The sequence below is a fragment of the Pseudomonas sp. GW821-FHT03E01 genome (genome assembly GCF_059420765.1).
Genome location: NZ_JBWKUI010000002.1, coordinates 302606 through 325025 on the forward strand (window position 1 = coordinate 302606; position 22420 = coordinate 325025).

Genomic DNA, 22420 nt, shown 5'->3' on the forward strand with positions numbered 1-22420 from the left:
CAAGTAATGGATCCGTCTTAGTGATTTATCTGAGTTTTACGCAATCAAAGCCGCGGTACGCAACGCTCTTGGCCTGTGATGCCATCAGAGGTGGCACAGTTGGGCGAGTCGCCACCCGTTGTCTCCCGTTAAGTTTCAAGCAATACTGCCCGCGTTCCCGAAAGGGGCTTGTGAGACTCTGAGGATCCTGGGTAACCAGCCATCGCAGAGCCAGGCAGGTACCGGGCGATGACAAGCCGACCTGTTTGTGAAAGGGCGCCGAAAGGCGCCCTTTGTCGATTCTGGCGTTACTGAACCTTCGCCAAATCCCCTTTCAGCGCAACCCCGGTAATGATCGCCCCTGCGTGGCTCGTTTACGACCAGCGGCGGAAGATCAACGAGGTGTTGACCCCACCAAAAGCGAAGTTGTTGTTCATCACATACTGGTTGCTCATCTGCCGGAATTCGCCGCGCAGGTAATCGAGCTTGCCGCACTGTGGATCGACCTCGTCGAGGTTGAAGGTGTGCACGTACAGGTCGCGGTTCATCATTTCGATGCTGAACCAGGACTCCAGCGCGCCGCAGGCTCCCAGGGTGTGGCCGAGGAAGCTCTTCTGCGAGCTGATCGGCATGTGTTCGCCGAACAAACTGTTGGTCGCCAGTGTTTCGGCAATGTCGCCCTGCTCTGTAGCGGTGCCGTGACCATTTACATAGCCGATGGCGCTTGGGTCGAGCCCGGCGTCTTCCAAAGCCAGCTCCATGGCCCGGCGCATGGTGATCAGCTCGGGGCGGGTGGCATGCTGGCCGTCGGCGTTGCTGCCGAAACCGACGATCTCGGCGTGGATGCGGGCGCCACGCGCCAGGGCGTGTTCGAGCTCTTCGAGTACCAGCATGCCGCCGCCCTCACCGATGACCAGGCCATCGCGGCCGCTGTCGTAAGGGCGCGGGCTGGTTTGCGGGGCATCGTTTTTCAGGCTGGTGGCGTAGAGCGCATCGAACACCATGGCCTCGGTCGGGCACAGCTCTTCGGCGCCGCCGGCGAGCATCAGCGGCAGGCGGCCGAACTTGATCGACTCGTAGGCGTAACCGATGCCCTGGCTACCGCTGGTGCAGGCACTGGAGGTCGGGATCAGTCGGCCGGTGAGGCCGAAGAAGATGCTGATATTCGCTGCCGTGGTGTGCGGCATCATCCGCACGTAGGAGTTGGCGTTCAGGCCTTCGGCCACCGAATTGAGCAACATTTTGCCGAACGCCTTGATCTCGTCGGTGCTGCCGGTGGACGAGCCGCAGGACACGCCCATGCGCCCGTCTTTGATCGACTCATCACCCAGCAGCCCGGCGTCCGCCAGGGCCTGTTCTGCAGCGCCGACTGCCAGCCGCGATACCCGGCCCATGCTGCGCAGTTGCTTGCGCGTCCAGTGGCCGGGCACCTCGAAGTCGTCTATCGGCCCGGCCAGGCGGGTATTGAGTTCGGTAAAGCGATCCCACTCGTGCATGCGACGAATGCCGCTGCGGTTGGCGGCGAAGTTGGCGGCGATGGTGTCCCAGTCGCTGCCCAGTGAGGTGATGCCGGCCATGCCGGTGACGACGACGCGCTTCATCAGCACAGGCCTCCGTTGACGGCCAGAACCTGCCGGGTGATGTACGAAGCTTCCGCCGACATCAGGAAATTCACTGCGCTGGCCACCTCTTCCGGGGTGCCCATGCGTTGTGCGGGGATCATTTTCATCAGTTCTTCCACCGGCACGTTTTCATCGAGCATCGCCGTGTCGATCAGGCCGGGTGCGACACAGTTAACCGTGATTTTGCGCTTGCCCAGCTCAATCGCCAATGCCTTGGCCGCGCCGATCAGACCGGCCTTGGACGCGCTGTAATTGACCTGCCCGCGATTGCCGATCAGCCCGGACACCGAAGTAATGCAGACAATCCGCCCGGCGGCGCGACGACGGATCATCGGCATCATCACCGGGTGCAGCACGTTGTAGAAACCGTCGAGGTTGGTGCGCATCACCACATCCCAATCCTCCTCGCTCAGGGCCGGAAAAGCACCGTCGCGGGTCAGGCCAGCGTTGAGCACCACGCCGTAATAGGCGCCATGGGCTTCGACATCGGCTTCAAGGATCGCTTTGCAGCTGGCGCGGTTGCTGACGTCGAATTGCAGGATGCGCGCGTTGCGGCCCAAGGTTTCCACTTCGGCTTTGACGGCTTCGGCGTCCGCCAAGCCGCTGCGGCAGTGCAGCACGATGTCATGCCCGGCCCTGGCCAGACGCAATGCGATGGCGCGGCCAATACCACGGCTGGAGCCGGTGACCAGTACGGATTCAGTCATCACTCGACTCCTTGGGATTCATGCAGATATTGAGCGGCTTGAGGCGGGCGGAACACGTTCAACCGAGCGGTCGCGTGGATGCCGGGGGCGGTGATGTGGCATTCGAATACGCCCATGCCGTTATCGTCTTCCAGCGAGCGTATCCCGTGGATAGTCAGCTCGGTGCCGGCGGGGAAGTGTTCCACGTTGCATTCGAATTTGCGGCTGCCGAGCAGGAAGCCCAGTTCCACCGCATTGCCTTTCTGGCGCGCATGGCAACCGGCATAAGCGGCGACGCTCTGGGCCATCAGCTCGATGCCGACCCAGGCCGGCAGACTGCCGTCGGGGCGATTGAACAGGCCGCCGGGTTTGACGGTGAGTCGGGTATAGATCTGCTCGTCGTCGAACGACAGGATCTGATCGATGAGGATCATGTCGCCGGCATGGGGCAGCAATTCGGCGAGCGGCCAGGTAATCATGAGGCGTCTCCGATAATCAAGCTGACGTTATTGCCACCAAAGGCAAAGGAATTACTCATCAGGTAGCGGGGTGCAATGGACGTCAGGTGGTCGGTCGGGGTCACCCAATGCAACGCCGGCAACTCGGGGTCGGGCTGCCCGTCCCAGAGATGGGGCGGCAGGGCATGCTCGTGGTTATCCGCGCTCAGGCTCAACCAGCAGAACGCCGCTTCCAGGGCACCAGCGGCGCCGAGGGTATGGCCGGTCATCGGTTTGGTCGATGAGCAAGGCACGCCTTGTGGAAACAGCGCCGTCACCGCCAGGCTTTCCATGGCGTCATTGTGTTGGGTGGCGGTGCCGTGCAGGTTCAGATAGCTGATCTGTTGGGGTTGCAGGCCTGCGCGGCTCAAGGCTTTGTGCATGGCTTGCCGGGCGCCACGGCCGGTGGGTTCCGGCGCGGAAATATGGTGTGCATCGGAGCTGGCGCCACTGCCGAGCAAAGCAATCGGTTGGCTGCTGCCGGCGGTTTTGCTCATCAGGAACAGCACCGCGGCTTCGCCGATATTGATGCCGTTGCGGTTCGCCGAAAACGGGTTGCAGCGTTGCTCGGACACCGCTTCCAGGGCCGAGAAACCGTTGAGGGTCAGCTTGCACAAGCTGTCGACACCACCGCACAACACGGCATCGCACATGCCCAGGTCGAGCAGCCGCTGGGCACTCATCAGCGCGCGGGCGCTGGAGGTGCAGGCGGTGGAGATCACATAGGCCGGGCCGCTCAATTGCAGCCAGTCGGCGAGAAACGTCGCCGGAGCGCCGAGCTCTTGCTGCTGATAGTCATAATCGGCCGGGAAGTGATGTTCGCGGATGTAATGGGCCAGGCCGCGGCTGGCTTCGTCGATGCCTGAGGTGCTGGTGCCCAGAATGACGCCGATACGGTCGCGGCCGTAGGTCTGGATCGCCTGCTCGATGTCTTGGCGAATTTGCAGCGCGGCCTCCAGCAGCAATTGGTTGTTGCGACTGCTTTGATGAGCCAGCTCAGCCGGAATCGGTGCCAGCTCACCACGCACCGCCGCCACGGGCAACGAGCGCTCCGCGACCCAGCCGGCCTCGTTGCGTATGCCCGAGCAATCGCCGGCAAACAGGTTGCGGGCGACTTCCTGCTTGTCGCGGCCGAGGGCGCAGATCACCCCGAGGGCATTCAGGTAAGCGGTCATGGCGTGTTTTCGCCTAACGGGGTGACGCGATAATGCGGGCCTTGGGACACGTTCAATTCAAAGCTCGGTGGTTGCGAAAGACTTGGTTGTGAATAGCGGATGTTCCAGCGCGCTGACAATGACCGTTGCCCGTCATGCTGCCGGGCGGCGGGATAGTTGCCGTGCAACTCGCCTTCGGGGGTCAATGCAAACAACAGGGCGGCGAACAGCTCCCGGGCTTCCGGATTGGGTGGTAGCAGACCGTCGGCTTGCCATTGGCCATCGATCAGTTTCTGTCGTGCCACGGGAATCCCCAACGGGTCCATCATCGACCAGCGAATGCCCGGGCCTTCACGCTGGATCACCAGGAGCCAGTCCTGACGCTGCTCGGCCATCTGCCGTTCGATATGCAGTTGCAGTGGCAACGCCAGGTTCGGGGTTCGCTCGGGCAGCGGCGTCTGGCTGGCGCAGGCGCTCAGCAGCAGGACACAACCCAGAAGCAGCAAACGGATCATCAGACACTCTCTTCAAGGGGCTTGCGCGCGACCACATTGACCAGGGTTTCTTCCCGTTGGCCAAAGGGTTTTGGCTGGCGCAAGCCGAAGCGTTCAAGCAGGCCGAAATCCTTGGCGCGACTCCACCACAAGTAAGGGTAAGACACGTTTTTCGGGCTAAATTCAAAACCCTGCCGACGAATCATCTCCAGGTAGCCGGCGGCACTCTTTTGCACGTGCATCGGGTGGCGGAACAACCAGCGAATCACCCACGTATCAATGTAAGCCTCGGTGGACTCGGCGAACAGCAGATAACCGCCCGGCTTGAGCACCCGATAGAACTCGGCCAGGGCCTGATCCTGCTCGACAAGATGATGGAAGGTCTGGTGGCAGAACAGCAGATCGACACTGGCGTCCGGCACTTTAATGCTCGCGCAGTCACTGCCGATCAGCTCTACCTCCATGCCCTGGCGGGCCGCTTCTTCGCCGCTCAGGTTCAGGCTGTGAGGGTCGGCATCCAGTCCGATCAGATGCTTGGGCGCGAAGGTCTGGCGCAGGTACTGGAACGATTTGCCCTGGCCGCACCCGGCGTCCAGCAAGACCGGATTGCTGGGCAACGGTGTGCTGAACAGGCTGCGCAAGTCATTGATCGCCACTCGCAATACATGGTGCTGCCAGGTGTGGCTGCGCAGGAACCAGAAGCCGAAACGGGTTTCTTCGACGTAGTTGTCGCTCAAATAACTCATGTCGCTTCCCTGGCGCACAGGTCTGAGATCATCCGCAGTCGACGTTTGGCTTCGCTGACGAACGGGTTGCGTTCATCCCAGGCGTAACCCGCGAGGATCGAGCTGATCATGCGGCGAATATCCTCTGTACCGCCCTGATAGAAAATCACATCCTGAAAAGTCCCTGCGTACCAGCCCTCGACGTAGCAACGGAAGGTATCGACGCCGCGCTTGAGCGGTTCGGCGAATTCGGTCTGCCAGTCGACGCTTTCACCTTGCAGTTGGCGGTGCAACACCCCGGCGGCCATGCTCGCCGAACGCATGGCGATGGTCACGCCGGAGGAGAACACCGGGTCGAGAAATTCCGCGGCATTGCCCAACAAGACGAAGCCAGGGCCATGCGGGGTTTTGACGTTGGCCGAATAACCGCCGATGGTCCGCGCGGGGGTATCCCACACCGCATTGTTCAGCACCCCGGCCAGGCTTGGCGTTTCAGCGATAAAGCCGCGCAGGCAGTCGTCCAGATTCTCGGTGCGGCCTGCGAAGTGTTCGGCGGCTGCCACGACGCCCACCGAGCAGCGACCGTTGCTGAACGGGATGGTCCAGAACCAGATGTCGCGCTGGGTCGGATGGGTGGTAATGAGGATTTTTTCCCGTTCGAAAGCCGGGCTGTCGATACAGTCTTCGACGTGGGTGAACACCGCCTGGCGCACCGGAAAGTTCGACGGTGCCTCAAGGTCCAGCAAGCGTGGCAGTACGCGACCGTAGCCGCTGGCATCGAGCACGAAATCGGCCTCGACGCGGTATTGGCTGCCATCTTCGCGAAGCACATCGAGCTGCGGTTTCGCCAAGCTGAAATCAACGCTGACGATGGCTTCGCCGTAACGGACGTCGACTCCCTGCAGTTCAGCCTGATCGGCCAGCAGTTTGTCAAAGTCGGCGCGCTGGACCTGGAAGGTCGTCGGCTTGCCGTTGCTGAACGTCTCACCGAAATCGAAGGTGCTGTACTGATCGCCCCAGGCGAATGCCGCACCGTTCTTCAATTGGAAACCGGCCGCATTGACCGCGTCGAGCATGCCGGCTTCTTCGACGAAATCCAGGCAGTGGGACAGCAGGCTTTCACCGATGGAAAACCGCGGGAAATGCTGGCGTTCGATCATCAGCACATCATGGCCTTTGCGCTTGAGCAGCGCGGCGGCGATGGCGCCCGAGGGGCCGGCACCGATCACCACCACCTGACGACGTTCCATTTCAACTGTTGGCACGGGTGCTCCTTGCCGGGGCGGCGATGTTCAAAGGGATTCGGTGCATGCCGGCGAGTGCCGGCAGCAGGGTTGCGACCAGGCCCATCAACATCAGCGCGAAATACAGCTCGGGGCTGATGAGTTGTTGTTGCAGCAGCAGGTTGAGAAAGACGATTTCGCTCAAGCCGCGGATATTCAGTAAAAGGCTTTCCCGCCAGCGGCTGGCACCTTCAAACGAGACGCCGGCCCAGCCGAGGCCCAGCCAGTTGCCCAACAATTTGCTGGCGATCGGCAACAACAGGAGCGCGGCCAGTTGCACCCCACCGAGACTGTCGAGGGCGCTGTGCACGTTGATCTGCACGATGCCGAACGTGAGGATCAACGGGATGGCGATCCAGGTCTGCAAACGACTCATCCACGCCGTTGGCAATGGCAGTACCAGCGACACCTTGAGCGCGGCCATGCACAGCAGGTAACCGATGCCGAAAATCAGCGCATTGAGCTTGAAGTGCTCGGCGACCACCAGCAGCGCGAAGAAGCAGCCGCTGTGCAGCAACGGTTGGCGCAACCCGAGCAGTCGCAGCAATAACGGCAGACAGGCGCCTGCCAGCGGCAGCAAGAGGCTGCTCAGGTGCAGGCTGCCTTGGGCGAACGCGAACAGGGTCCAGCAAGTCAGGTCGATCAGGATCGCGGTCTGCACCAGGCGTCGGGTGGCGGCGGGCGGGTAGTTGATGTGTCGCAGGTACAGGTACAACACCGGAATCGCGGTGATGGCGAACAACAGACCGACCGCCAGCGAGCTGATCCACGGCTGTGGCGGCAGTAGCCAGACCGCTGTCGCCAGCCCGCAGGCAAAGGGAATGCAGAAACTCGGCAGGGCGATTTTCAGGCTCTGGCGATCCAGTCGCAGGTCGATCACGTCGCTGAGGATGTGCCCCAGCAGCAAGGCAAAGCTCAGGCTGTAGAGGTTCTTCAGCCAACTCGGCGAGATCAGGTCGGCACCGCTGAGATGCCAGCCTGGTTCGATCCAGAAATACATCAGCAGCGGCAGGCCGAAGGTTGCCAGCAACAACTGGCTGACGATCGGAATCAGACCGAAACGTCGACCGACGTGGGTGGCCATGGCGAACAACACCAGGGCCATGACCCAGAACGCCGCGACCATCACGCTGCTGGCTCCGCAACCGGGGCGGTGTGGACTTGGCGTCCGGCCCACGGCGCCAGGATGAAGCTGTATGCCAGGCCGAGGCTCACCGACAGGCCGAAGTTGCTCACCGCCGGTGTGCTGGATACCGCCAGCAGGCCAAACGACAACCATGTGGTTGCGGCTGCCAGCATGGTGCCCAGCAGGCTCGCGGCGGCGCCGCCGATCTGCTCGCGCATGAGGATCGCGTAGTCGACGCTGATGGCTGTCACCAGCAGCAGGCCGAACAGGCTGAACAGCGTCAGCGGCTGCCCGAGCCAGCCGAGGCTTGCCAGGCTGCACAGGGCCGCCAGTAGTGGCAGGGAGACAATTCGCAGTGCGCCACCGAGACCGAATGGCAGAATCAGCACCAGCACGATCAATACGCAGGAGGCGAGTTTCAATTCAGCGGCGCTGATTTGAGTTGCGGCAAATACCTTGTTCAGGTCGCCGAGGCGGTCGACCAGTTGCACACCCGGCAAGTCCAGCGCCTGGACCCGCAACAACGCCGGATTGTTCAAACCTTGCAGGCTGACCATCGCGGCCACGCCGTTATCGGTCGGCCCCAGCCACAGGGTGCGGTAGGGCTCGGCCAATGGGCCGGCCAGGGCCGCATCGATATCTTCGGTGGGCAGCGCCTGTAGCTTCACCAACTCGGCTTGCAGCGCGTCGGCAGGCACGCCAAGCTCGAGCAACGGTTGCCAGAACTGCGGCAGCTTGCCCAGAGCATCACGCACTTTGCGCTGTTCGCTCGGCGGGCTGACCAACTGGTTGAGCGACAGGTAGCCCTGGAGTTTTTCCAGGTTGACCAACTGATCCAGGCGCTCGCTCAGTGCCGTCTGGCGTTCGAGCAACTCCTGCTGATTGACCGCGCGCACCAGGAAAAACTGGCTGGTGGGTTGATAGCCGGTGATGCGCGCAATGGTCTGGGCTTCGTCCGTCAGTTGTTGCGGTGCGCCGATCCATTGGCGAATGTCGTTTTTGGTCTGCAGCTGCAACAGACCGCCGACACAGAATGCGATCAGCAGCGCCAGCAGCACCGGCGTGCGTACGTATTTGAGCAGCGATTCACGCAGCGCCAGCAAAGACTCGGCAATGCGCATCGGCCATTGCGCCGGACGCAGTTGCGCGCCCTTGAGCAGCGCCGGCAGCAGGCACACCGCTGACAGATAAGCGCCGAGCAGGCCAGCGGCGGAGAACACGGCAATCTGGGTCAGGGCCGGGAACGGCGTCCAGGCCAGGGCCAGGTAGCCGATGCAACTGGTGATCAGGCTCAGCGTCAGCCCTGGCAGGGTCAGGCGCAACGCCGGCCAACTGTGCCAGGGTTTCAGGCTCCAGCTTTTCGACAGGTAATGCAGTGGGTAATCCACCGCCACGCCGATCAGGCTTGAGCCCAGCACCAGCGTCATCACATGCATCTGACCGAACAGTGCCACGCAGGCCACCGCGCCGAACAGCATGCCCACCAGCACCGGGACGAACGCCAGCACCACCCGCCAACGCCGGAAGGCCAGCAACAGCAGCAACAAAATCCCCATCGTGGCGCCGCCACCGACCCAGGTGATCTCGCGCGCGGCTTGCCGTTGACCGCTGGCGGCATACAGCAGGCCGCTGGCAGCGAGCAGTTGCACATCCGCCTGGGCGGCTTCTTCGCGACTGTGCTGGAGCAGGTCAGCCACTTGCAGCGGCAGGTTCATGTCGAATGCGTTGCCGACGGTTCGCGCCCGCAGCATCACCCAGCTCTTGCCGTCGGCATCGGCGACCAGCACGCCGCTGCCGATGTCCAACTGCACCGAACCGCGCTGTGGCTGGCTGTTCTGGATGCGTCCGGTCAGGCCGAGCCAGTCATCCTGGCTCGGCACCAGGCTGAACCCGGTGAAGGGGTCGAACAGGGCTTGTACCCGTTGCTGGATAAAGGCGTCGGGATGCTCGATGAGTTGCTGACGGTCGGCCGCGGACAGCATCGCCAGTCGGCCTTGCAGCAATTGCGTGCGCAGCGCTGGCAAGTCGGCTTGCAGGTTCCACTGGACCTTTTCGAACACGCCGCTGGCTTGCCACTGTTCACCGAGTTTTTGCGCCATGGCGATGGCTTGCTGACGGTCTTTATGGCCGACCAGCACCAGCATTTCCCGGTTCAGCGGTTCTTGCATGCGTTGTTCGGCGCGCAACTCCAGTGCGTCCGGCGCGGTGCCTGGCACCAGTTCCATCAGGTTGGCCGACAGCGGAGTGCCGTCGCGCCACTGCCAACCGGCGAGTGCGAGCACCGCCAGCAGCAGGACCAGGAACAGCCGCGGCAGCATCCGTTCACTCGGCAAAGTCATGTTGCTCCGCATCGCTCAAAGGTTGGGCGCTGGTGCTGTCCTGCATGCGCAACAGGGTTCGGTCACCCTGGGTTTCGAGCAGTTCGATGTTGTGCACCAGTTCGCCGCCGTCAATGTTGATCTGATTGAACACCTGTTTGAGCAGCATCGAACGCGGGGTCAGGGTCAGTTTCCAGTTCTGCGCATCGCCACTCAACGACAGCTCGAAATCCCGTTGCAGGCCACTGCTGTCGCCTTGCAGCACGGCGAGGAACAAACGGTTCTGTTCGGCGCCGGCACTCTTGTTCGGCAGCATTTGCCAGCCGCTGGCATCCCGCCGGGCAATGCCCTTGTCGCTGATGCGGTAATCCTGTTGCAGCGGCGTTTTCAGCAGCCAGAGCAGGCCGTGATTTTTCGCCAGAACGAAGGTGCCCTTGCTGGTCAGCGGCTGGGGCAGGGCGCGCAGGTGTTTTTCCTGGATGAAGTTGCCGTGGATCACATCGGGTTTGGCCAGTTGATCGCTCAGTTGCTGGAGATCGAAGGCCTGGGCCAACGATGAAAAGCCCAGCATAAATATCAAGCTCACACCAATCCCGTAGCAGCTGCCGAGCCTGCGAGGCTGCGTCCGGCGGCGAAGCCGTCGTTCAGGCATATCCGGTGGCGACTGCTGCGCAGTCGAACGCAGGCTTCGCCAGCTGCTACAAAGGAATCGCAAATTCATGGCAGCACCCTTTCAACCGCGTCGGTAAACACCTTGGGCGAAGCCAACTGCATTTCGCGGCTGCTCATGTCGACGGCAACCTGCACTGAAACAGCGCGGGTCAGACGTTCGCCGGTTGCGAGATCGCTGATCAGGTAATTGATCTTCAGTCGGTTCTCCCATTCCACCAGGCTGGCGCGCACATTCAGCTTCTGGCCGAACACGGCGCCGCGTACATAGCGCAACTGTAAGTCGATCACCGGCCAGGCGTAACCCGACGCAACCATGGCGTCGTAGTTGTGGCCGATCCTGTCCAGCAGCGCACAGCGGGCGACTTCCAGGTATTTGACGTAATGGCCGTGCCAGACCACGTTCATGGTGTCGACGTCAAAGAACGGGACGAGGATTTCCGTATCGGTGTGAAGCACTCCCTTGCTACGCATGCAGCCTCCAGTGTTGCTCGGCGATGCGTTGCAGGCACAGGCGCAATTCGCCTTCCAGGGCACGGTCTTCGATGACCGGCGGGAAGTCCTTGGCCAATTCCTCGTGCATCGCGGCCAGGGCCGGTGGCAGTGGACGCGCGTCTTCAGCCTGGCCGCGCAGCCACACGCCTTGATTGGCGGCCAGCAGCGTGGCGGCGGCAACCTGTTCGGTCAGCTCCAGCACGCGGATGGCGTCGCGGGCAGCGATGGTGCCCATGCTGACTTTGTCCTGGTTGTGGCACTCGGTGGAGCGCGAGAAGACGCTGGCCGGCATGGTGTTTTTCAGGGCTTCGGCGGTCCAGGCGCTGGTGCCGATCTGCACGGCCTTGAAGCCGTGATTGAGCATCGCACGGTCGGCGGTGGCGCCGGACAGGTTGCTCGGCAAGCCATGGTTGTAGCGTTCGTCCACCAGCAGCGCGAGTTGACGGTCGAGCAAGTCGGCGACGTTGGCCACCAGGTTTTTCAGGCTGTCCATGGCGAACGCAATGTGGCCGCCATAGAAGTGCCCGCCGTGCAGCACGCGTTCGGCTTCGGCGTCGATGATCGGGTTGTCGTTGGCGCTGTTGAGTTCGATCTCGATGAACGAGCGCAGCCAGTTCAGACTGTCGGCCAGCACACCGATCACGTGTGGTGCGCAACGCAGGGAGTAACGGTCTTGCAGGCGATGCAGCGGCGCGGTCGGCGCGTCGATCGCCAGATCCTTGCGCAGCCACGCGGCAACTTGCATCTGCCCTGGATGGGGTTTGGCGGCGAACAGGCGCTCGTCGAAGTGCTCCGGGTTGCCCTGCAAAGCGACCACGTTCAGCGCGGTGATGCGCGTGGCCAGTTGCAGCAGGTAATCGGCACGGGCGTAAGCCAGGCACGCAAGGCCGGTCATCACGGCGGTGCCGTTCATCAGCGCCAGGGCTTCCTTGGGGCGCAATACCAGCGGTTGCCAACCCAGTTCCTTGTGCACATCAGCCGCTTGCCGGCGTTCGCCGCGGAACATCACTTCGCGCTCACCGGACAAGGTCGCGGCGACGTAGGACAGCGGCGTCAGATCACCGCTGGCGCCCACGGAACCTTCTTCCGGAATCAGCGGCAGGATGTCGTGTTCGAGGAACGCTTGCAGGCGCTCCAGCAACTCCACGCGTACCCCGGACACGCCCTGGCACAGCGACTGTAAACGTGCCGCCAGCACCGCACGGGTGGCCTGGGCATCGAGCAGTTTGCCCATGCCGCAGCCGTGGAATGTGTACAGATGACGAGGCAGGGCTTCGACGTGGTGCAGCGGCACCGCCACCACACAGGAATCGCCATAACCGGTGGTCACGCCATAGATCACGCCTTCCTTGTCCAGCAGGGAGTCAAGGAACTGCGGACCCTTGGCAATGCGCTGGCGAAACTCGGGGTTGCCCTGCAACTGCGTCGGCACCTGACGGTTGGCCAGGGCCAGCACGTCTTCGATGCACAAAGGGAGTTCGCCGAAGGTTACCGGCTCAAGCGTTGGCGTCGTCATCGGTCTTCCAGAAAGGGTAAAAGTTGAACCATTGTTGGGGCGCTTCGAGGCAATAGTGACCCAGGCGTTCGGCATAGCGCGAAGCCCACTGATGAATGACCTGTTCGCGTTCGCTGCGTTTCCACACCACCGCCTCGGTGAACGGTTCGAGGGTCAGTCGATAGTCGCCCGTGGGTTTCTTCAGGCACAGCAGCAGATTGACCGGGCATTTCAGCAAACCGGCCAGCAGCCACGGGCCTTGCGGGAACGCTGCCTGGTGACCGAGAAAATCCACCGTCACGCTGCGCCCGCCATGCAGCGGCACGCGGTCGCCGGCAATTGCCAGCCACTCGCCGCGCTCCAGGCGCTCATGCAGTTGCAACATGATCACCGGGTCGAGCTCGCTGACCTGGATCAGCCGCAGATTGGTTGCCCCGGCTTCGCCCAGCAGGCGGTTGAACTGCTCGGCGTGCTTGGTGTGCACCAGCACGTTCATGGTGACTTTCTCGCCGATCTCGGCCAGTGCCCGGCAAACCTCGAGATTGCCCAGGTGCGCGCCCACCAGCATCTGCCCGCGTGTGCCGCGCAGTTTATTGCGCAGCAGCGCCGGGTCGATGATTTCGATCTGCTCGATGCTCAGCTTGCCGTTCCACACGTCGAGTTTGTCGAGCATGGAATCGGCGAAGGCCATGAACTGGCCGAACACCCGCCAATGAGTCGGACGCAATTCGCTGCGCCCGCTCCAGTCGGCGAGCCGCTGCTGGTATTGCCAGGCGCTTTGGCGGGCGCTGCGTCCGAACAGGAAAAAGTACAGCACGATGCCGTAGAGCAGCGGGCTCAGCAGGCGTCGGCCCAGGACCTTTGCGCAGAATGCGGTGAACTTCATCAGCCAGAAACTGCCACGCTCCTGGCGGTCGGCCCAGTGCTGTTTGTCTGCGTTGCCGTTCATGCCCGCCACCGTCGCCAGAGGATCACCGGTGCTCGCAGCAACATGCCGAAGAACAGCCGGGTGTGCATGCTCGTAATCAGTACGTTGTCGTAGAACAGACGGAAATGTGAAACGCCATCCAGAGGGTAATGGACCCTGGTTTTCAGCCACTGCATCGGCAGATTGCGCCAGGCCAGGCGCACCAGGATGTCGGAGTCGAAGTCCATGCGCTTGCCGATCCTGGCCGAGTCGATCAGTGCCAGGGTTGGCGGTAACGGATAGACACGGAAGCCGCACATCGAGTCGCGAATCTGCAGTGACAGGGTGTTGATCCAGACCATGACGTGAGTCAGGTAGCGCGCGTACAAACGACCTTTCGGCACGCTGGCGTCGTATTGCGGATAGCCGCAGATCACCGCCTCGGGATGGTTGCGTGAGTATTCGATGAAGACTTTGACGTCTTGCAGGTCGTGCTGGCCGTCGGCGTCCACCTGCAAGGCATGGCTGAAGCCCAGGCGCGAAGCCTCCCGCAGACCGGTCATCACTGCGCCGCCCTTGCCCTGATTGATGGTGAGCCGGATCAGATAAACCCTGTCGCGCTGCGCCAGTTGGTCGAGTACCTTGGCGCAGGCGGGGCTACTGGCATCGTCCACCAGAATGCATGGCAGGTCACAGGCAAGCAGCGCATCGACCACGGCAGTGATGGCGGTTTCGTGGTTGTAGACCGGGATTATGGCGCAGGGGTTATGCATCGCTGGCAGCCTCCAGCAAAATCCGCCCGCTGGAGCAGGTGGCGGTTTCGTTGCGATAGGCGAAATACAATTTGCCGCGCACCGGGTCGAAGCGCAGGTGCAACTGGATTTCATCGCCAGGGCGCACCAGTTGCTGGAATTTCAGCACTTCCATGCCGGCGAACTTTGCCGGCAGGTCCATCAATTGTTGGCCCAGGCTCATTGCCCACTCCACTTGCACCACGCCGGGCAATACCGGGGCCCGGGGAAAGTGTCCGCTGAAATACGCCAGGTCCGGCGGGACGGCCAGTTGCAGGCTCCACTCACCATCGGCTTCGACCTGCTCCAGCACTTGCGGCGCCTTTGGGCGGGGCGCCAGCAGCAAGGCTTCAACCTCAGCCTGGGGCAGTTTGCCCTGCGCGTTCAGCGGCAACTGCCGCAACAGGCGCCAGCGTCGTGGCAGGGCCAGCGTTTCACAGTGCTGGCTCAGATGCTGACGCAACGCTTGCGTGAGGCTGCGTCGTCCCTGATTGCGCAACGCGTGCATACCTCGCTCGCTGAGCACCAGCAACGCCCCCAATGAGGCGCGGTTTTCCTGAACCACTCCCAGGCGCGCTTCGGCGACCCAGGCGTGCGCCATCAGCGCGTGTTCGAGCATGGGTAGCGAGATACGTTTTTCTTCCAGTTTGACGATCCGGTCCAGCCGCCCCAACAGCTCGAAACGGCCGTCGGCTGCGATGCGCGCGGCATCGGCGGTGTGTTCGATATGACCTGCCGGCAGGTATGGCGATGCGATAAGCAGGGCGCCATCGCTGTCCTGGCTCAGCTCCACACCGTTGAAGGGCTGCCAGAGATCCTGGCCTTGACGCCAGGCGATGCCGCCGGTTTCCGAGCTGCCGAGGATCTCGGTCGGCCATTGTTGCAGGCGTTCGTACAGGCTTTGCGAGGCTTCGGCGGGTAACGCGCCACCGGAGGAGAACACTCGGCGCACTGCGCTCAGCGCTGGCCAGTCGAGGTTGTCGCCCATGCGCTTGAGCAATGCCGGGCTGGCGACCCAGGCGAAGGCCGGGTGTTCGCGGCTGGCGCGTTGCAAGTCTTCCGGGAAAGCCAGTTGCTTGCGCACGAACGAACGCCCGGCGCACAGCGGCCACAGCACCCGAAACAGCAAGCCGTAGATGTGCTGGGTGGCGACGCTGCCGATGATGCAGGCTTCGCCCAGATCTGCGCCCCACAAGTGCTCCAGCGCTTCGACTTCATTGGCCAGTTGGCGCAGGGTTTTGTCGATGCGCTTGGGTTCGCCACTGGAGCCTGAGGTGCACAGGCTCAGCTGACAACGATCCAGGTCCAGCGGGTGGGCTGGTAGCGGCGGATGCCGATAATCGCTCAGGTGCGCATCGTCGGTCTGATCGGTCAGCCACAGATCGACCTCGGTCGACCAGCGCTGGCGCGTCTGCGCTTGCAGGTCGGCGGGCAGCAGTACGCTGATCCCGGCACGCCAGGCGCCGAGCAGGGCAATGGCCAGGTCGGCGGCGTCTTCAAGGTGCACGGCGATGCGCTGCACACCCTGGGCTTGCAGGCCGGCAGCCAGGCTCAGGGCCCGGTCGCACAATTGCGCGTGATTCAACGCCGGCTCGGCCGTCACGGCACGCTCCGGCTGAGCCTTGAGCAGCAGTTGCTCAAGTTTTATCCAATTCATGGGTGGCCTCGTACCCGTTGTCGTATCAGCCATTCAATGGCAAACATCAGGCCGATCAATCCATAGGAGATCAGGCCGGTGTACAACATCCACCAGCTCAGCGGCGCCCAAAGGGTCAGGGCGGCGGCGCACAAACCGTTGCAGAGAAAAAACACGCTCCAGGCAATGGTCACCTGGCGGGTGTAGCGAATGGCCCTGGGCGGTAAATCCGGTTCTCGCAGGCGGGCCAGGCGTTCGACCATCGGCGGGCCGTATTTCAGGCTAAGACCGAACAGCACCAGCATGAACGCGCTGATCAGCACCGGGTACCAGCGCAGCAGCACCGGGCTGTCGAACGCTGCCAGCAGCAGGCAGAACGCGATGGCGACCGTGGACATCCACAGGCTGCCGGGGCGCCGTTCGCCGGTCAGCGCTCGCGCCAGCCACAGGCTGCCCAGCAGCAGACCGAACTGCCACGGGGCAAAATGCTCCATGCCGAAATACACCGCAAAGGGGTACAGCAGGCCTGCGAGCAGCAGGCCAAGGCCAATCAGTCGGCTCATGCGGCGGGCTGAACCAGACGGTAAACCGCCTCGACCACGTCGCTGACGGTACGCACCGATTTGAATTCTTCGGCGGCGATTTTCTTGCCGGTCTGGCGTTTGATGTGATCGATCAGGTCGACCGCATCGATGCTGTCGATTTCCAGATCCTGGTACAGGTTGGATTCCAGGCTGATGCGCTCGGGGTCCAGCTCGAAGAGTTCGACCAGAGCATCGCGCAGGGTGTTGAAAATATCGTCACGAGTTTGCATGGTCCGGTCTCAAGCTGCCTGTTTTGCAGTGACGAACGCCGCAAGGCTCGCCACGTTGCTGAAGTGATTACGGGTGTCCTTGGCGTCGGCATCGATTTTGATGCCGTACTTTTTCTGGATCGCCAGGCCGAGTTCCAGCGCGTCTACCGAGTCCAGGCCCAGGCCTTCGCCGAACAGCGTCTGGTTGTCGCCGATGTCGTCGACGCTGATGTCTTCGAGGCCCAGGGCTTCGATGATCAGCTCTTTGATTTCCTGCATCAGGCTAACGGTGTTCTGATCGCTCATCTTCGGCGAGCTCCTTGATAAAGTAAGAGTGCAAATAGTCGTTGAGCTTGCGCGAGGCCTGGGGTGCAGGGCCTTGCGTAGCGAAGGCCTGTGGGTCTATATCGGCCCCGACGCGAAAACTGAAGTGCACGCGGCGTTTGGGGATCCGATACCAGGGTTCGGCCTTGGTCAATGTGGTCGGGTTGACCTTGATAATCACCGGGGTGAGGATTCTCGCACCGCGCAGCGCGATTGCCGCGCCCCCCCGATGAAAGGCCGGCGGTTGGCCGGGTCGGGTCCGGGTGCCCTCGGGAAAGATGATCAGGGTCTGACCGCTTTTCAGCGCGTCGGCAGCGGCGTCGAGCATGTCCATGCTGCCATCGTTGCTGATGTATTCGGTACAGCGTAGCGGACCGCGAGTGAACGGGTTTTCCCAGAGGCTTTTCTTGACCACGCAGTTGGCGTGGCGCACCAGGCCGATCAAAAACACCACATCGATCAGCGAGGGGTGGTTGGCGACGATCATTTGGCCTGGGCGCCCGAGCTTTTCCGCCCCCTGAATGTCATAGGTCAGCACGCCACTGCGCGCCATGAACCGAATGAAAAACCAGAAACACCGGCTGACCGTATGTCGCGCGCGCTGACGATGGACCTGAGCGTCTCCTGGCAGGCAGTTCAACAGCGGGAACACCACCAGTCGCAGGCACAGGCTGCTCAACCCGAACAGGGTAAAGCTTGCGGCGGTGGCCAGCAGGCGCCAGTAGTAGGCGTCGCGGTTTTTATCGGTTACGGGTTGCGTTGCCAGGTCCATACACGATTTTTCCAGGCATGTTGGCAGGTTGTTTGCTGGCCGAGCAGCGTACGCAACAGATTCAGAGCATGGGGCCAGCGGGCTTTGGACAACGTGTGCGGGTCGCTGTTCAGCGACAGTTGCCACTGATTACCGGGGGTGATCAACAGGCCGACCGCATAAGGGAAAGGCACATCATCTATCCAGGCCGAGTAGGCGGCGGGAGGTTGCTCTTCAGTGACGATCAGCAGTACCGCGGGCGCGCCTTCCTCAAGCAGCGCCGCGGCCTCTAGCATGCCGTGTTCAAGGCCATCGCCGGCGGCGGCGAGGGCGGTCATTTCGCTGGTTTCGCCACGCATGATCGACCACAGGCCGATGACCGCGTTGTGCACCGACAGGCTGAACTGGGTGGGCGACAACGGTTGGTCGGTCGCCAGATCGCTGAGAATTTCGAAGGTGCGCGGGGTTTCGCCGTGGCGAGAAATAAAGACCAACGGTAAATCCGGATGACCTTCGGCCAAGGGCCAGCCGACACTGAACGCCATCCGCGCCAGACGGCTGAGTCGCCGACGCTGCATGGCCGGCAGAAACGACACATCCGGGGCGGCATCGCTGGGCTCGAGCACGACCGGTTGTCGGCTCCAGGCCTGCCAATCATCCACGCTTTCAAGCCCAGGGGCCCAAGCGCGCCATTGGGCGATGTTGAAGTTGATCACAGACATTCATCCCGCCCCTGCGGGCTTCCTTTAACGCGGTGAGTCGCAAGAACCGCGGCTGACCTGACGTGGCGCTTAACGCCGAGTGGCGCGCATTATCCCGGTGCTGCGGGCGTGTAGCAAATGCTGGTTACATTTTGCGCAACGAAATGTACCGTCTGGTTCGCGAAAAGCTGTCGTTTGGCCATTATCCACAATGCGGCGGACATGTCTGTCGGCACTGTCGGCTATCAATGGACGAGTTGGCAGCTGTTCCGGCCAGAGATTTGCCTATGACTGTGTAGTCTAGATGCTGGCGAGGTAGCTAAGCAGCGATGTGGACTACTACACTCGGTCATTCTTTGATACACGGAGGTTTAGACATGCGGCGCGTGGTGTTCAATCAGAAAGGTGGCGTGGGCAAATCAAGCATTGCCTGCAATCTGGCGGCGGTCAGCGCCAGCGAAGGCTATCGCACGTTATTGGTGGATCTCGATGCCCAGGCCAACTCCACTCAATACCTGACGGGGCTCACCGGTGAGGATATCCCAATGGGTATCGCCGACTTCTTCAAGCAGACCCTGTCCTCCGGGCCGTTCTCGAAGAAAGGTCAGGTCGACATCTACGAAACTCCGTTCGACAACCTTCATGTCATCACTGCCACCGCCGAGCTGGCAGACTTGCAGCCCAAGCTTGAGGCCAAACACAAGATCAACAAGCTGCGCAAATTGCTCGAGGAGCTGGACGGGGATTACGACCGGATCTACCTCGACACCCCGCCAGCGCTGAATTTCTATGCCGTCTCGGCGTTGATCGCCGCTGATCGTGTGCTGATTCCCTTTGACTGCGACAGCTTCTCGCGCCAGGCGTTGTATGGTCTGTTGGCGGAAATCGAAGAGTTGAAGGACGACCACAATGAAGGGCTGGAAGTCGAAGGCATTGTCGTCAACCAGTTCCAGGCCCGCGCCAGTCTGCCGCAGCAAATTCTCGACGAACTGATCGCCGAAGGGCTGCCGGTACTGCCGGTGTACCTGGCAAGTTCGGTGCGCATGCGCGAATCCCATCAGGCCAACACGCCGCTGATCCACCTCGACCCGCGGCACAAGCTGACCCAGCAATTCGTCGAACTGCACAACCTGCTGGAAAATGCCTGAAAGGCAATCAGATCCCCTGACTGTGCAACCAGCTCATCAACTGCGGTAACGGGAAGGCCCCGCTTTGGCGAGCCACTTCCCGGCCGTTCTTGAACAGAATCAGGCTCGGGATCGAGCGAATCCCCAGCTGCGCCGACAACTGTTGATTCGCCTCGCTGTCCAGCTTGGCCAACCGACACTTGCCTGCCAATTGCCCCGCCGCTTGCTCGAACACCGGCGCAAACGATTTGCACGGCCCGCACCAATCAGCCCACACATCCACCAGCAACGGCAGGTCACCCTTGATCTGACTGGCGTAATCGCCTTGCTTCAGTTCGAACGGCTTGCTCAGCAGGACCTCGGCCTTGCAGCGGCCGCACTTTGGATGATCGTTGAGGCGTTCGGCGGGGATGCGGTTCAGGCCGTTGCAGTGGGGGCAGGGGATGAGGAGTGGGTCGGTCATGAAGGAGGTCCTGTTAAGAAGCCGATCACTCCTATGTGGAGACGTTTGCTCATATTTTCAATCGTGCAGCGTCTGGCGATGAAACTAGGCTGAATCGTACTGAGCGAGACCGTTGGTCTGCCGAGAGCTATCGCAACTTGCGATATTTTTGATCTGTGTTTAACTCCCCATAGCAGAATGCGATAAGGATGTTGCATGCATGTGTTTACTGAAAAACCAATTCGTGAGGCCAAGGAAAAGTGGCAGCGGGCAGCCAATGCATTGGAGCAGTGGTATCGACTCGCCAAAGGGAGTAGCCCGGGAGACTTCGCGGCGATGAAGTCTATTTTTCCCGCAACCGACAAAGTCGGCGAGTTTCATGTGTTCGACATCGGTGGCAACAAATTGCGGCTTATCGCTTTTGTCAGGTATCGGTCTCAAAAGCTTTATATCAAGCATGTGCTGGATCATAGCGAATATGACCGCGGTAAATGGAAGGAGGGAAGGGTATGAGTGTCCTAATCAAAAAAGCTGCTGAGCATTGGGAGTTCGTCTCGCCATTGCTTCGAAAACCGAAAAACGAAGACGACTATGACATGTTGGCGCGGGCACTCGATGAATTGCTTGAGATGACCGGCGATGATGAGTCGCATCCGTTGATGAGCTTGGTGGACATCATCGGTGACTGGATTGCGGAGTGGGATCGCAACCATCACCCCATGCGCGAAGCCTCTGGTGCAGAGGTTCTTGGCTATATGATGCGCGAACACGGCCTGAGCCAGAGCGAGCTGCCCGGTGTGGGCACGCAATCGGTAGTCTCGGAGATCTTAAGCGGCAAGCGCCAGCTCAACCTGCGGCAGGTTCGCTGGTTGGCCGAGCGCTTTGGTGTGTCCGTAGAGACCTTTATCTGACAAGCCTCACGACGAACAGCTGATCTCCAGATGCTTGCCCCATTCCGGTGGCCGCTCGGCGTAGCTCTCCATTCCAGGCTGCTCCTCGAACGGATTGCTCAATACCGCGTGCAAGCGACGAACTTCTGAATAGTCGCCGCTTTCCGCCGCATCGATGGCTTTTTGCGCCAGATAATTGCGCAGGATGTACAGCGGATTGACCGCATGCATTCGTTTGCGGCGCTGCTCCTCATCAATCATGCCTTCACGGGCAACCCGGGCGGCGTAGAGCTCGCCCCACGCATCGAAACCCTTGATGTCGACAAAGTCATCGCGCAACCGGGCGACGGCCAGCTCCGGTGCCTCATCGCCGAGGCGGCGGAAGAACAGGCTGTAATCGACGCCGCTGTTCTGCATCAGTTGCAGCAGCTGCTCCAGCAGTTTCTGGTCGTCGTCTTCGGCGGTAGTAAGGCCGAGGCGGCGACGCATCAGGTCCAGGTAGTGGGCCTGGAACAGTGGCAGGTACAGGCCGAGAGTCTCGCGCAGGGCTTCGACGCTGATGAACGGTGTCAGGGCCTGGGCGAGGGCGCTGAGGTTCCACTGGCCAATCGGTACCTGGTTGCTGAAGGAGTAGCGGCCCTGGTCATCGGAGTGGTTGCAGATGAAGTGGGCGTCGAAGTCGTCGAGGAAGGCGAACGGGCCGAAGTCGAAGGTGATGCCGAGGATCGACATGTTGTCGGTGTTCATCACGCCGTGGCAGAACCCATAGGCCTGCCATTTGGCGATCAGTTCGGCATTACGCTCGACAATTTCGCGGAACATCGCCAGGTACGGCTCCGGCTGCTCCAGGCAGTGCGGGAAGTGCATGGCCAGCACGTGCTCACCGAGTTCTTTCTGCTGCTCGGGGCGCTTGGTGTAGTAGAAAAATTCGAAGTGCCCGAAACGCACATGGCTCGGCGACAGGCGCAGGACCATGGCCGCGCGCTCCTGTTTCTCGCGCCAGACCGGCGTGTCGGAGCCGATCACGCACAGTGCGCGCGTGGTGGGAATGTTCAAGGCATGCAGGGCTTCGGAGGCAAGGAACTCGCGGATCGAGGAGCGCAGCACTGCCCGTCCATCGCCCATGCGTGAGTAAGGCGTCTGACCGGCACCCTTGAGGTGCAGGTCCCAATGCTCGCCGGCTTCGTTATAGACCTCGCCCAGCAACAGGCCGCGACCGTCACCCAACTGCGGGTTATAGGAGCCGAATTGATGCCCGGAATAGACCATCGCCCGCGGCTCGGCTTCGGCCCACAGCTTGTGGCCGCCGAACAGCTCGGCGAACACTGGCGTTTCGGCCTCGGCCGGGTCCAGGTCCAGCAGCGCCATGGCGGCGGGGCTGGCGACCACCAGTCGCGGAGCCGCAATGGGCTCAGGCAGTACGTGGGTTGAGAACGCATCGCCCAGGCGGGCGAAGCGATTGTCGAAGGTCAGTTCGTCGAGGGCTTTCAACGGCCATCTCCAGCAGAATGTCCG

25 protein-coding genes are annotated in these 22420 nt (G+C 61.7%); 3 read left to right on the top strand and 22 right to left on the bottom strand.

Going from position 1 to position 22420, the window contains the following annotated elements; all coding sequences use genetic code 11:
* Positions 1-353: 353 nt before the first annotated feature.
* The 20 genes from AC07VO_RS04360 to AC07VO_RS04455 all read right to left on the bottom strand — a co-directional run bounded on the left by AC07VO_RS04360 (position 354) and on the right by AC07VO_RS04455 (position 18467).
* Positions 354-1580, bottom strand: a complete 1227-nt coding sequence (locus tag AC07VO_RS04360) for a beta-ketoacyl-ACP synthase (RefSeq protein ID WP_018928604.1) — start codon at positions 1578-1580, stop codon at positions 354-356.
* Entirely contained in the window at positions 1580-2308 is a 729-nt protein-coding gene (gene fabG / locus AC07VO_RS04365) for a 3-oxoacyl-ACP reductase FabG (protein WP_018928603.1), read from the bottom strand. Before fabG ends, AC07VO_RS04360 begins: the two co-directional genes overlap by 1 nt.
* The gene (locus tag AC07VO_RS04370) at positions 2308-2766 is read right to left on the bottom strand and encodes a hotdog family protein (RefSeq protein WP_018928602.1); all 459 of its coding nucleotides are present in this window, start codon (positions 2764-2766) and stop codon (positions 2308-2310) included. Before AC07VO_RS04370 ends, fabG begins: the two co-directional genes overlap by 1 nt.
* Positions 2763-3959, bottom strand: a complete 1197-nt coding sequence (locus tag AC07VO_RS04375; protein ID WP_086944119.1) for a beta-ketoacyl-[acyl-carrier-protein] synthase family protein — start codon at positions 3957-3959, stop codon at positions 2763-2765. The genes AC07VO_RS04370 and AC07VO_RS04375 overlap by 4 nt, the downstream gene beginning before the upstream one ends.
* Positions 3956-4453: a DUF3261 domain-containing protein gene (locus AC07VO_RS04380; protein ID WP_019581872.1), complete on the bottom strand. Its 498-nt coding sequence runs from the start codon at positions 4451-4453 to the stop codon at positions 3956-3958. Before AC07VO_RS04380 ends, AC07VO_RS04375 begins: the two co-directional genes overlap by 4 nt.
* Positions 4453-5178: a class I SAM-dependent methyltransferase gene (locus tag AC07VO_RS04385; protein ID WP_064615937.1), complete on the bottom strand. Its 726-nt coding sequence runs from the start codon at positions 5176-5178 to the stop codon at positions 4453-4455. Before AC07VO_RS04385 ends, AC07VO_RS04380 begins: the two co-directional genes overlap by 1 nt.
* Positions 5175-6422, bottom strand: coding sequence for an NAD(P)/FAD-dependent oxidoreductase (locus tag AC07VO_RS04390; protein WP_086944118.1), 1248 nt, complete (start codon positions 6420-6422; stop codon positions 5175-5177). The genes AC07VO_RS04385 and AC07VO_RS04390 overlap by 4 nt, the downstream gene beginning before the upstream one ends.
* Positions 6409-7566, bottom strand: a complete 1158-nt coding sequence (locus AC07VO_RS04395; protein WP_173861138.1) for a sodium:proton antiporter — start codon at positions 7564-7566, stop codon at positions 6409-6411. Before AC07VO_RS04395 ends, AC07VO_RS04390 begins: the two co-directional genes overlap by 14 nt.
* A complete protein-coding gene (locus AC07VO_RS04400; protein ID WP_086944116.1) occupies positions 7566-9905 on the bottom strand; it encodes an MMPL family transporter in 2340 nt (779 codons plus the stop codon). Before AC07VO_RS04400 ends, AC07VO_RS04395 begins: the two co-directional genes overlap by 1 nt.
* Positions 9889-10455, bottom strand: a complete 567-nt coding sequence (locus AC07VO_RS04405; RefSeq protein WP_064615943.1) for an outer membrane lipoprotein carrier protein LolA — start codon at positions 10453-10455, stop codon at positions 9889-9891. Before AC07VO_RS04405 ends, AC07VO_RS04400 begins: the two co-directional genes overlap by 17 nt.
* A 146-nt stretch (positions 10456-10601) precedes the next feature.
* Complete coding sequence (locus tag AC07VO_RS04410) at positions 10602-11027, bottom strand: acyl-CoA thioesterase (RefSeq protein WP_018928594.1); 426 nt, start codon at positions 11025-11027, stop codon at positions 10602-10604.
* The gene (locus tag AC07VO_RS04415) at positions 11020-12564 is read right to left on the bottom strand and encodes an HAL/PAL/TAL family ammonia-lyase (protein WP_086944115.1); all 1545 of its coding nucleotides are present in this window, start codon (positions 12562-12564) and stop codon (positions 11020-11022) included. The genes AC07VO_RS04410 and AC07VO_RS04415 overlap by 8 nt, the downstream gene beginning before the upstream one ends.
* The gene (locus AC07VO_RS04420) at positions 12545-13492 is read right to left on the bottom strand and encodes a lysophospholipid acyltransferase family protein (RefSeq protein ID WP_018928592.1); all 948 of its coding nucleotides are present in this window, start codon (positions 13490-13492) and stop codon (positions 12545-12547) included. The genes AC07VO_RS04415 and AC07VO_RS04420 overlap by 20 nt, the downstream gene beginning before the upstream one ends.
* Positions 13489-14223: a glycosyltransferase family 2 protein gene (locus tag AC07VO_RS04425; protein WP_018928591.1), complete on the bottom strand. Its 735-nt coding sequence runs from the start codon at positions 14221-14223 to the stop codon at positions 13489-13491. Before AC07VO_RS04425 ends, AC07VO_RS04420 begins: the two co-directional genes overlap by 4 nt.
* Complete coding sequence (locus AC07VO_RS04430; RefSeq protein ID WP_086944114.1) at positions 14216-15898, bottom strand: acyl-CoA synthetase family protein; 1683 nt, start codon at positions 15896-15898, stop codon at positions 14216-14218. The genes AC07VO_RS04425 and AC07VO_RS04430 overlap by 8 nt, the downstream gene beginning before the upstream one ends.
* Complete coding sequence (locus AC07VO_RS04435) at positions 15895-16440, bottom strand: COG4648 family protein (protein WP_018928589.1); 546 nt, start codon at positions 16438-16440, stop codon at positions 15895-15897. Before AC07VO_RS04435 ends, AC07VO_RS04430 begins: the two co-directional genes overlap by 4 nt.
* Positions 16437-16691: an acyl carrier protein gene (locus AC07VO_RS04440; RefSeq protein WP_007936741.1), complete on the bottom strand. Its 255-nt coding sequence runs from the start codon at positions 16689-16691 to the stop codon at positions 16437-16439. The genes AC07VO_RS04435 and AC07VO_RS04440 overlap by 4 nt, the downstream gene beginning before the upstream one ends.
* 9 nt (positions 16692-16700) lie before the next feature.
* Positions 16701-16976 (bottom strand): phosphopantetheine-binding protein, encoded by a 276-nt coding sequence (locus AC07VO_RS04445; protein WP_018928588.1) that lies wholly within the window; start codon positions 16974-16976, stop codon positions 16701-16703.
* Positions 16954-17766, bottom strand: coding sequence for a lysophospholipid acyltransferase family protein (locus AC07VO_RS04450; protein ID WP_018928587.1), 813 nt, complete (start codon positions 17764-17766; stop codon positions 16954-16956). Before AC07VO_RS04450 ends, AC07VO_RS04445 begins: the two co-directional genes overlap by 23 nt.
* The gene (locus tag AC07VO_RS04455; RefSeq protein ID WP_064615949.1) at positions 17742-18467 is read right to left on the bottom strand and encodes a beta-ketoacyl synthase chain length factor; all 726 of its coding nucleotides are present in this window, start codon (positions 18465-18467) and stop codon (positions 17742-17744) included. Before AC07VO_RS04455 ends, AC07VO_RS04450 begins: the two co-directional genes overlap by 25 nt.
* 356 nt (positions 18468-18823) lie before the next feature.
* Here AC07VO_RS04455 and AC07VO_RS04460 point away from each other — a divergent pair, with 356 nt between their 5' ends.
* On the top strand, positions 18824-19594 hold the full coding sequence (locus tag AC07VO_RS04460; protein WP_018928585.1) for a ParA family protein: 771 nt from the start codon (positions 18824-18826) through the stop codon (positions 19592-19594).
* A gap of 7 nt (positions 19595-19601) precedes the next feature.
* On the opposite strand, the gene trxC is transcribed toward AC07VO_RS04460, so the two are convergent.
* Complete coding sequence (gene trxC, locus AC07VO_RS04465) at positions 19602-20036, bottom strand: thioredoxin TrxC (protein ID WP_064615951.1); 435 nt, start codon at positions 20034-20036, stop codon at positions 19602-19604.
* A gap of 195 nt (positions 20037-20231) precedes the next feature.
* Between trxC and AC07VO_RS04470 the strand changes: the two genes are divergently transcribed.
* Positions 20232-20528 (top strand): type II toxin-antitoxin system HigB family toxin, encoded by a 297-nt coding sequence (locus AC07VO_RS04470; RefSeq protein ID WP_086944113.1) that lies wholly within the window; start codon positions 20232-20234, stop codon positions 20526-20528.
* Positions 20525-20926 (top strand): helix-turn-helix domain-containing protein, encoded by a 402-nt coding sequence (locus tag AC07VO_RS04475; RefSeq protein ID WP_018928582.1) that lies wholly within the window; start codon positions 20525-20527, stop codon positions 20924-20926. Before AC07VO_RS04470 ends, AC07VO_RS04475 begins: the two co-directional genes overlap by 4 nt.
* Before the next feature lie 6 nt (positions 20927-20932).
* On the opposite strand, the gene selO is transcribed toward AC07VO_RS04475, so the two are convergent.
* Positions 20933-22396 (bottom strand): protein adenylyltransferase SelO, encoded by a 1464-nt coding sequence (gene selO, locus AC07VO_RS04480; protein WP_086944112.1) that lies wholly within the window; start codon positions 22394-22396, stop codon positions 20933-20935.
* Positions 22397-22420: the final 24 nt, after the last annotated feature.

Coding starts and splice junctions, on each gene's coding strand:
- AC07VO_RS04370 (WP_018928602.1), bottom strand. CDS start 2,766: ATGATTACCTGGCCGCTCGCCGAATTGCTGCCCCATGCCGGCGACATG.
- AC07VO_RS04415 (WP_086944115.1), bottom strand. CDS start 12,564: ATGACGACGCCAACGCTTGAGCCGGTAACCTTCGGCGAACTCCCTTTG.
- AC07VO_RS04360 (WP_018928604.1), bottom strand. CDS start 1,580: ATGAAGCGCGTCGTCGTCACCGGCATGGCCGGCATCACCTCACTGGGC.
- AC07VO_RS04410 (WP_018928594.1), bottom strand. CDS start 11,027: ATGCGTAGCAAGGGAGTGCTTCACACCGATACGGAAATCCTCGTCCCG.
- AC07VO_RS04385 (WP_064615937.1), bottom strand. CDS start 5,178: ATGAGTTATTTGAGCGACAACTACGTCGAAGAAACCCGTTTCGGCTTC.
- AC07VO_RS04425 (WP_018928591.1), bottom strand. CDS start 14,223: ATGCATAACCCCTGCGCCATAATCCCGGTCTACAACCACGAAACCGCC.
- AC07VO_RS04450 (WP_018928587.1), bottom strand. CDS start 17,766: ATGGACCTGGCAACGCAACCCGTAACCGATAAAAACCGCGACGCCTAC.
- AC07VO_RS04455 (WP_064615949.1), bottom strand. CDS start 18,467: ATGTCTGTGATCAACTTCAACATCGCCCAATGGCGCGCTTGGGCCCCT.
- AC07VO_RS04375 (WP_086944119.1), bottom strand. CDS start 3,959: ATGACCGCTTACCTGAATGCCCTCGGGGTGATCTGCGCCCTCGGCCGC.
- trxC (WP_064615951.1), bottom strand. CDS start 20,036: ATGACCGACCCACTCCTCATCCCCTGCCCCCACTGCAACGGCCTGAAC.
- fabG (WP_018928603.1), bottom strand. CDS start 2,308: ATGACTGAATCCGTACTGGTCACCGGCTCCAGCCGTGGTATTGGCCGC.
- AC07VO_RS04460 (WP_018928585.1), top strand. CDS start 18,824: ATGCGGCGCGTGGTGTTCAATCAGAAAGGTGGCGTGGGCAAATCAAGC.
- AC07VO_RS04395 (WP_173861138.1), bottom strand. CDS start 7,566: ATGGTCGCGGCGTTCTGGGTCATGGCCCTGGTGTTGTTCGCCATGGCC.
- AC07VO_RS04430 (WP_086944114.1), bottom strand. CDS start 15,898: ATGAATTGGATAAAACTTGAGCAACTGCTGCTCAAGGCTCAGCCGGAG.
- AC07VO_RS04380 (WP_019581872.1), bottom strand. CDS start 4,453: ATGATCCGTTTGCTGCTTCTGGGTTGTGTCCTGCTGCTGAGCGCCTGC.
- AC07VO_RS04445 (WP_018928588.1), bottom strand. CDS start 16,976: ATGAGCGATCAGAACACCGTTAGCCTGATGCAGGAAATCAAAGAGCTG.
- AC07VO_RS04420 (WP_018928592.1), bottom strand. CDS start 13,492: ATGAACGGCAACGCAGACAAACAGCACTGGGCCGACCGCCAGGAGCGT.
- AC07VO_RS04435 (WP_018928589.1), bottom strand. CDS start 16,440: ATGAGCCGACTGATTGGCCTTGGCCTGCTGCTCGCAGGCCTGCTGTAC.
- AC07VO_RS04475 (WP_018928582.1), top strand. CDS start 20,525: ATGAGTGTCCTAATCAAAAAAGCTGCTGAGCATTGGGAGTTCGTCTCG.
- AC07VO_RS04400 (WP_086944116.1), bottom strand. CDS start 9,905: ATGACTTTGCCGAGTGAACGGATGCTGCCGCGGCTGTTCCTGGTCCTG.
- AC07VO_RS04470 (WP_086944113.1), top strand. CDS start 20,232: ATGCATGTGTTTACTGAAAAACCAATTCGTGAGGCCAAGGAAAAGTGG.
- AC07VO_RS04405 (WP_064615943.1), bottom strand. CDS start 10,455: ATGCTGGGCTTTTCATCGTTGGCCCAGGCCTTCGATCTCCAGCAACTG.
- AC07VO_RS04440 (WP_007936741.1), bottom strand. CDS start 16,691: ATGCAAACTCGTGACGATATTTTCAACACCCTGCGCGATGCTCTGGTC.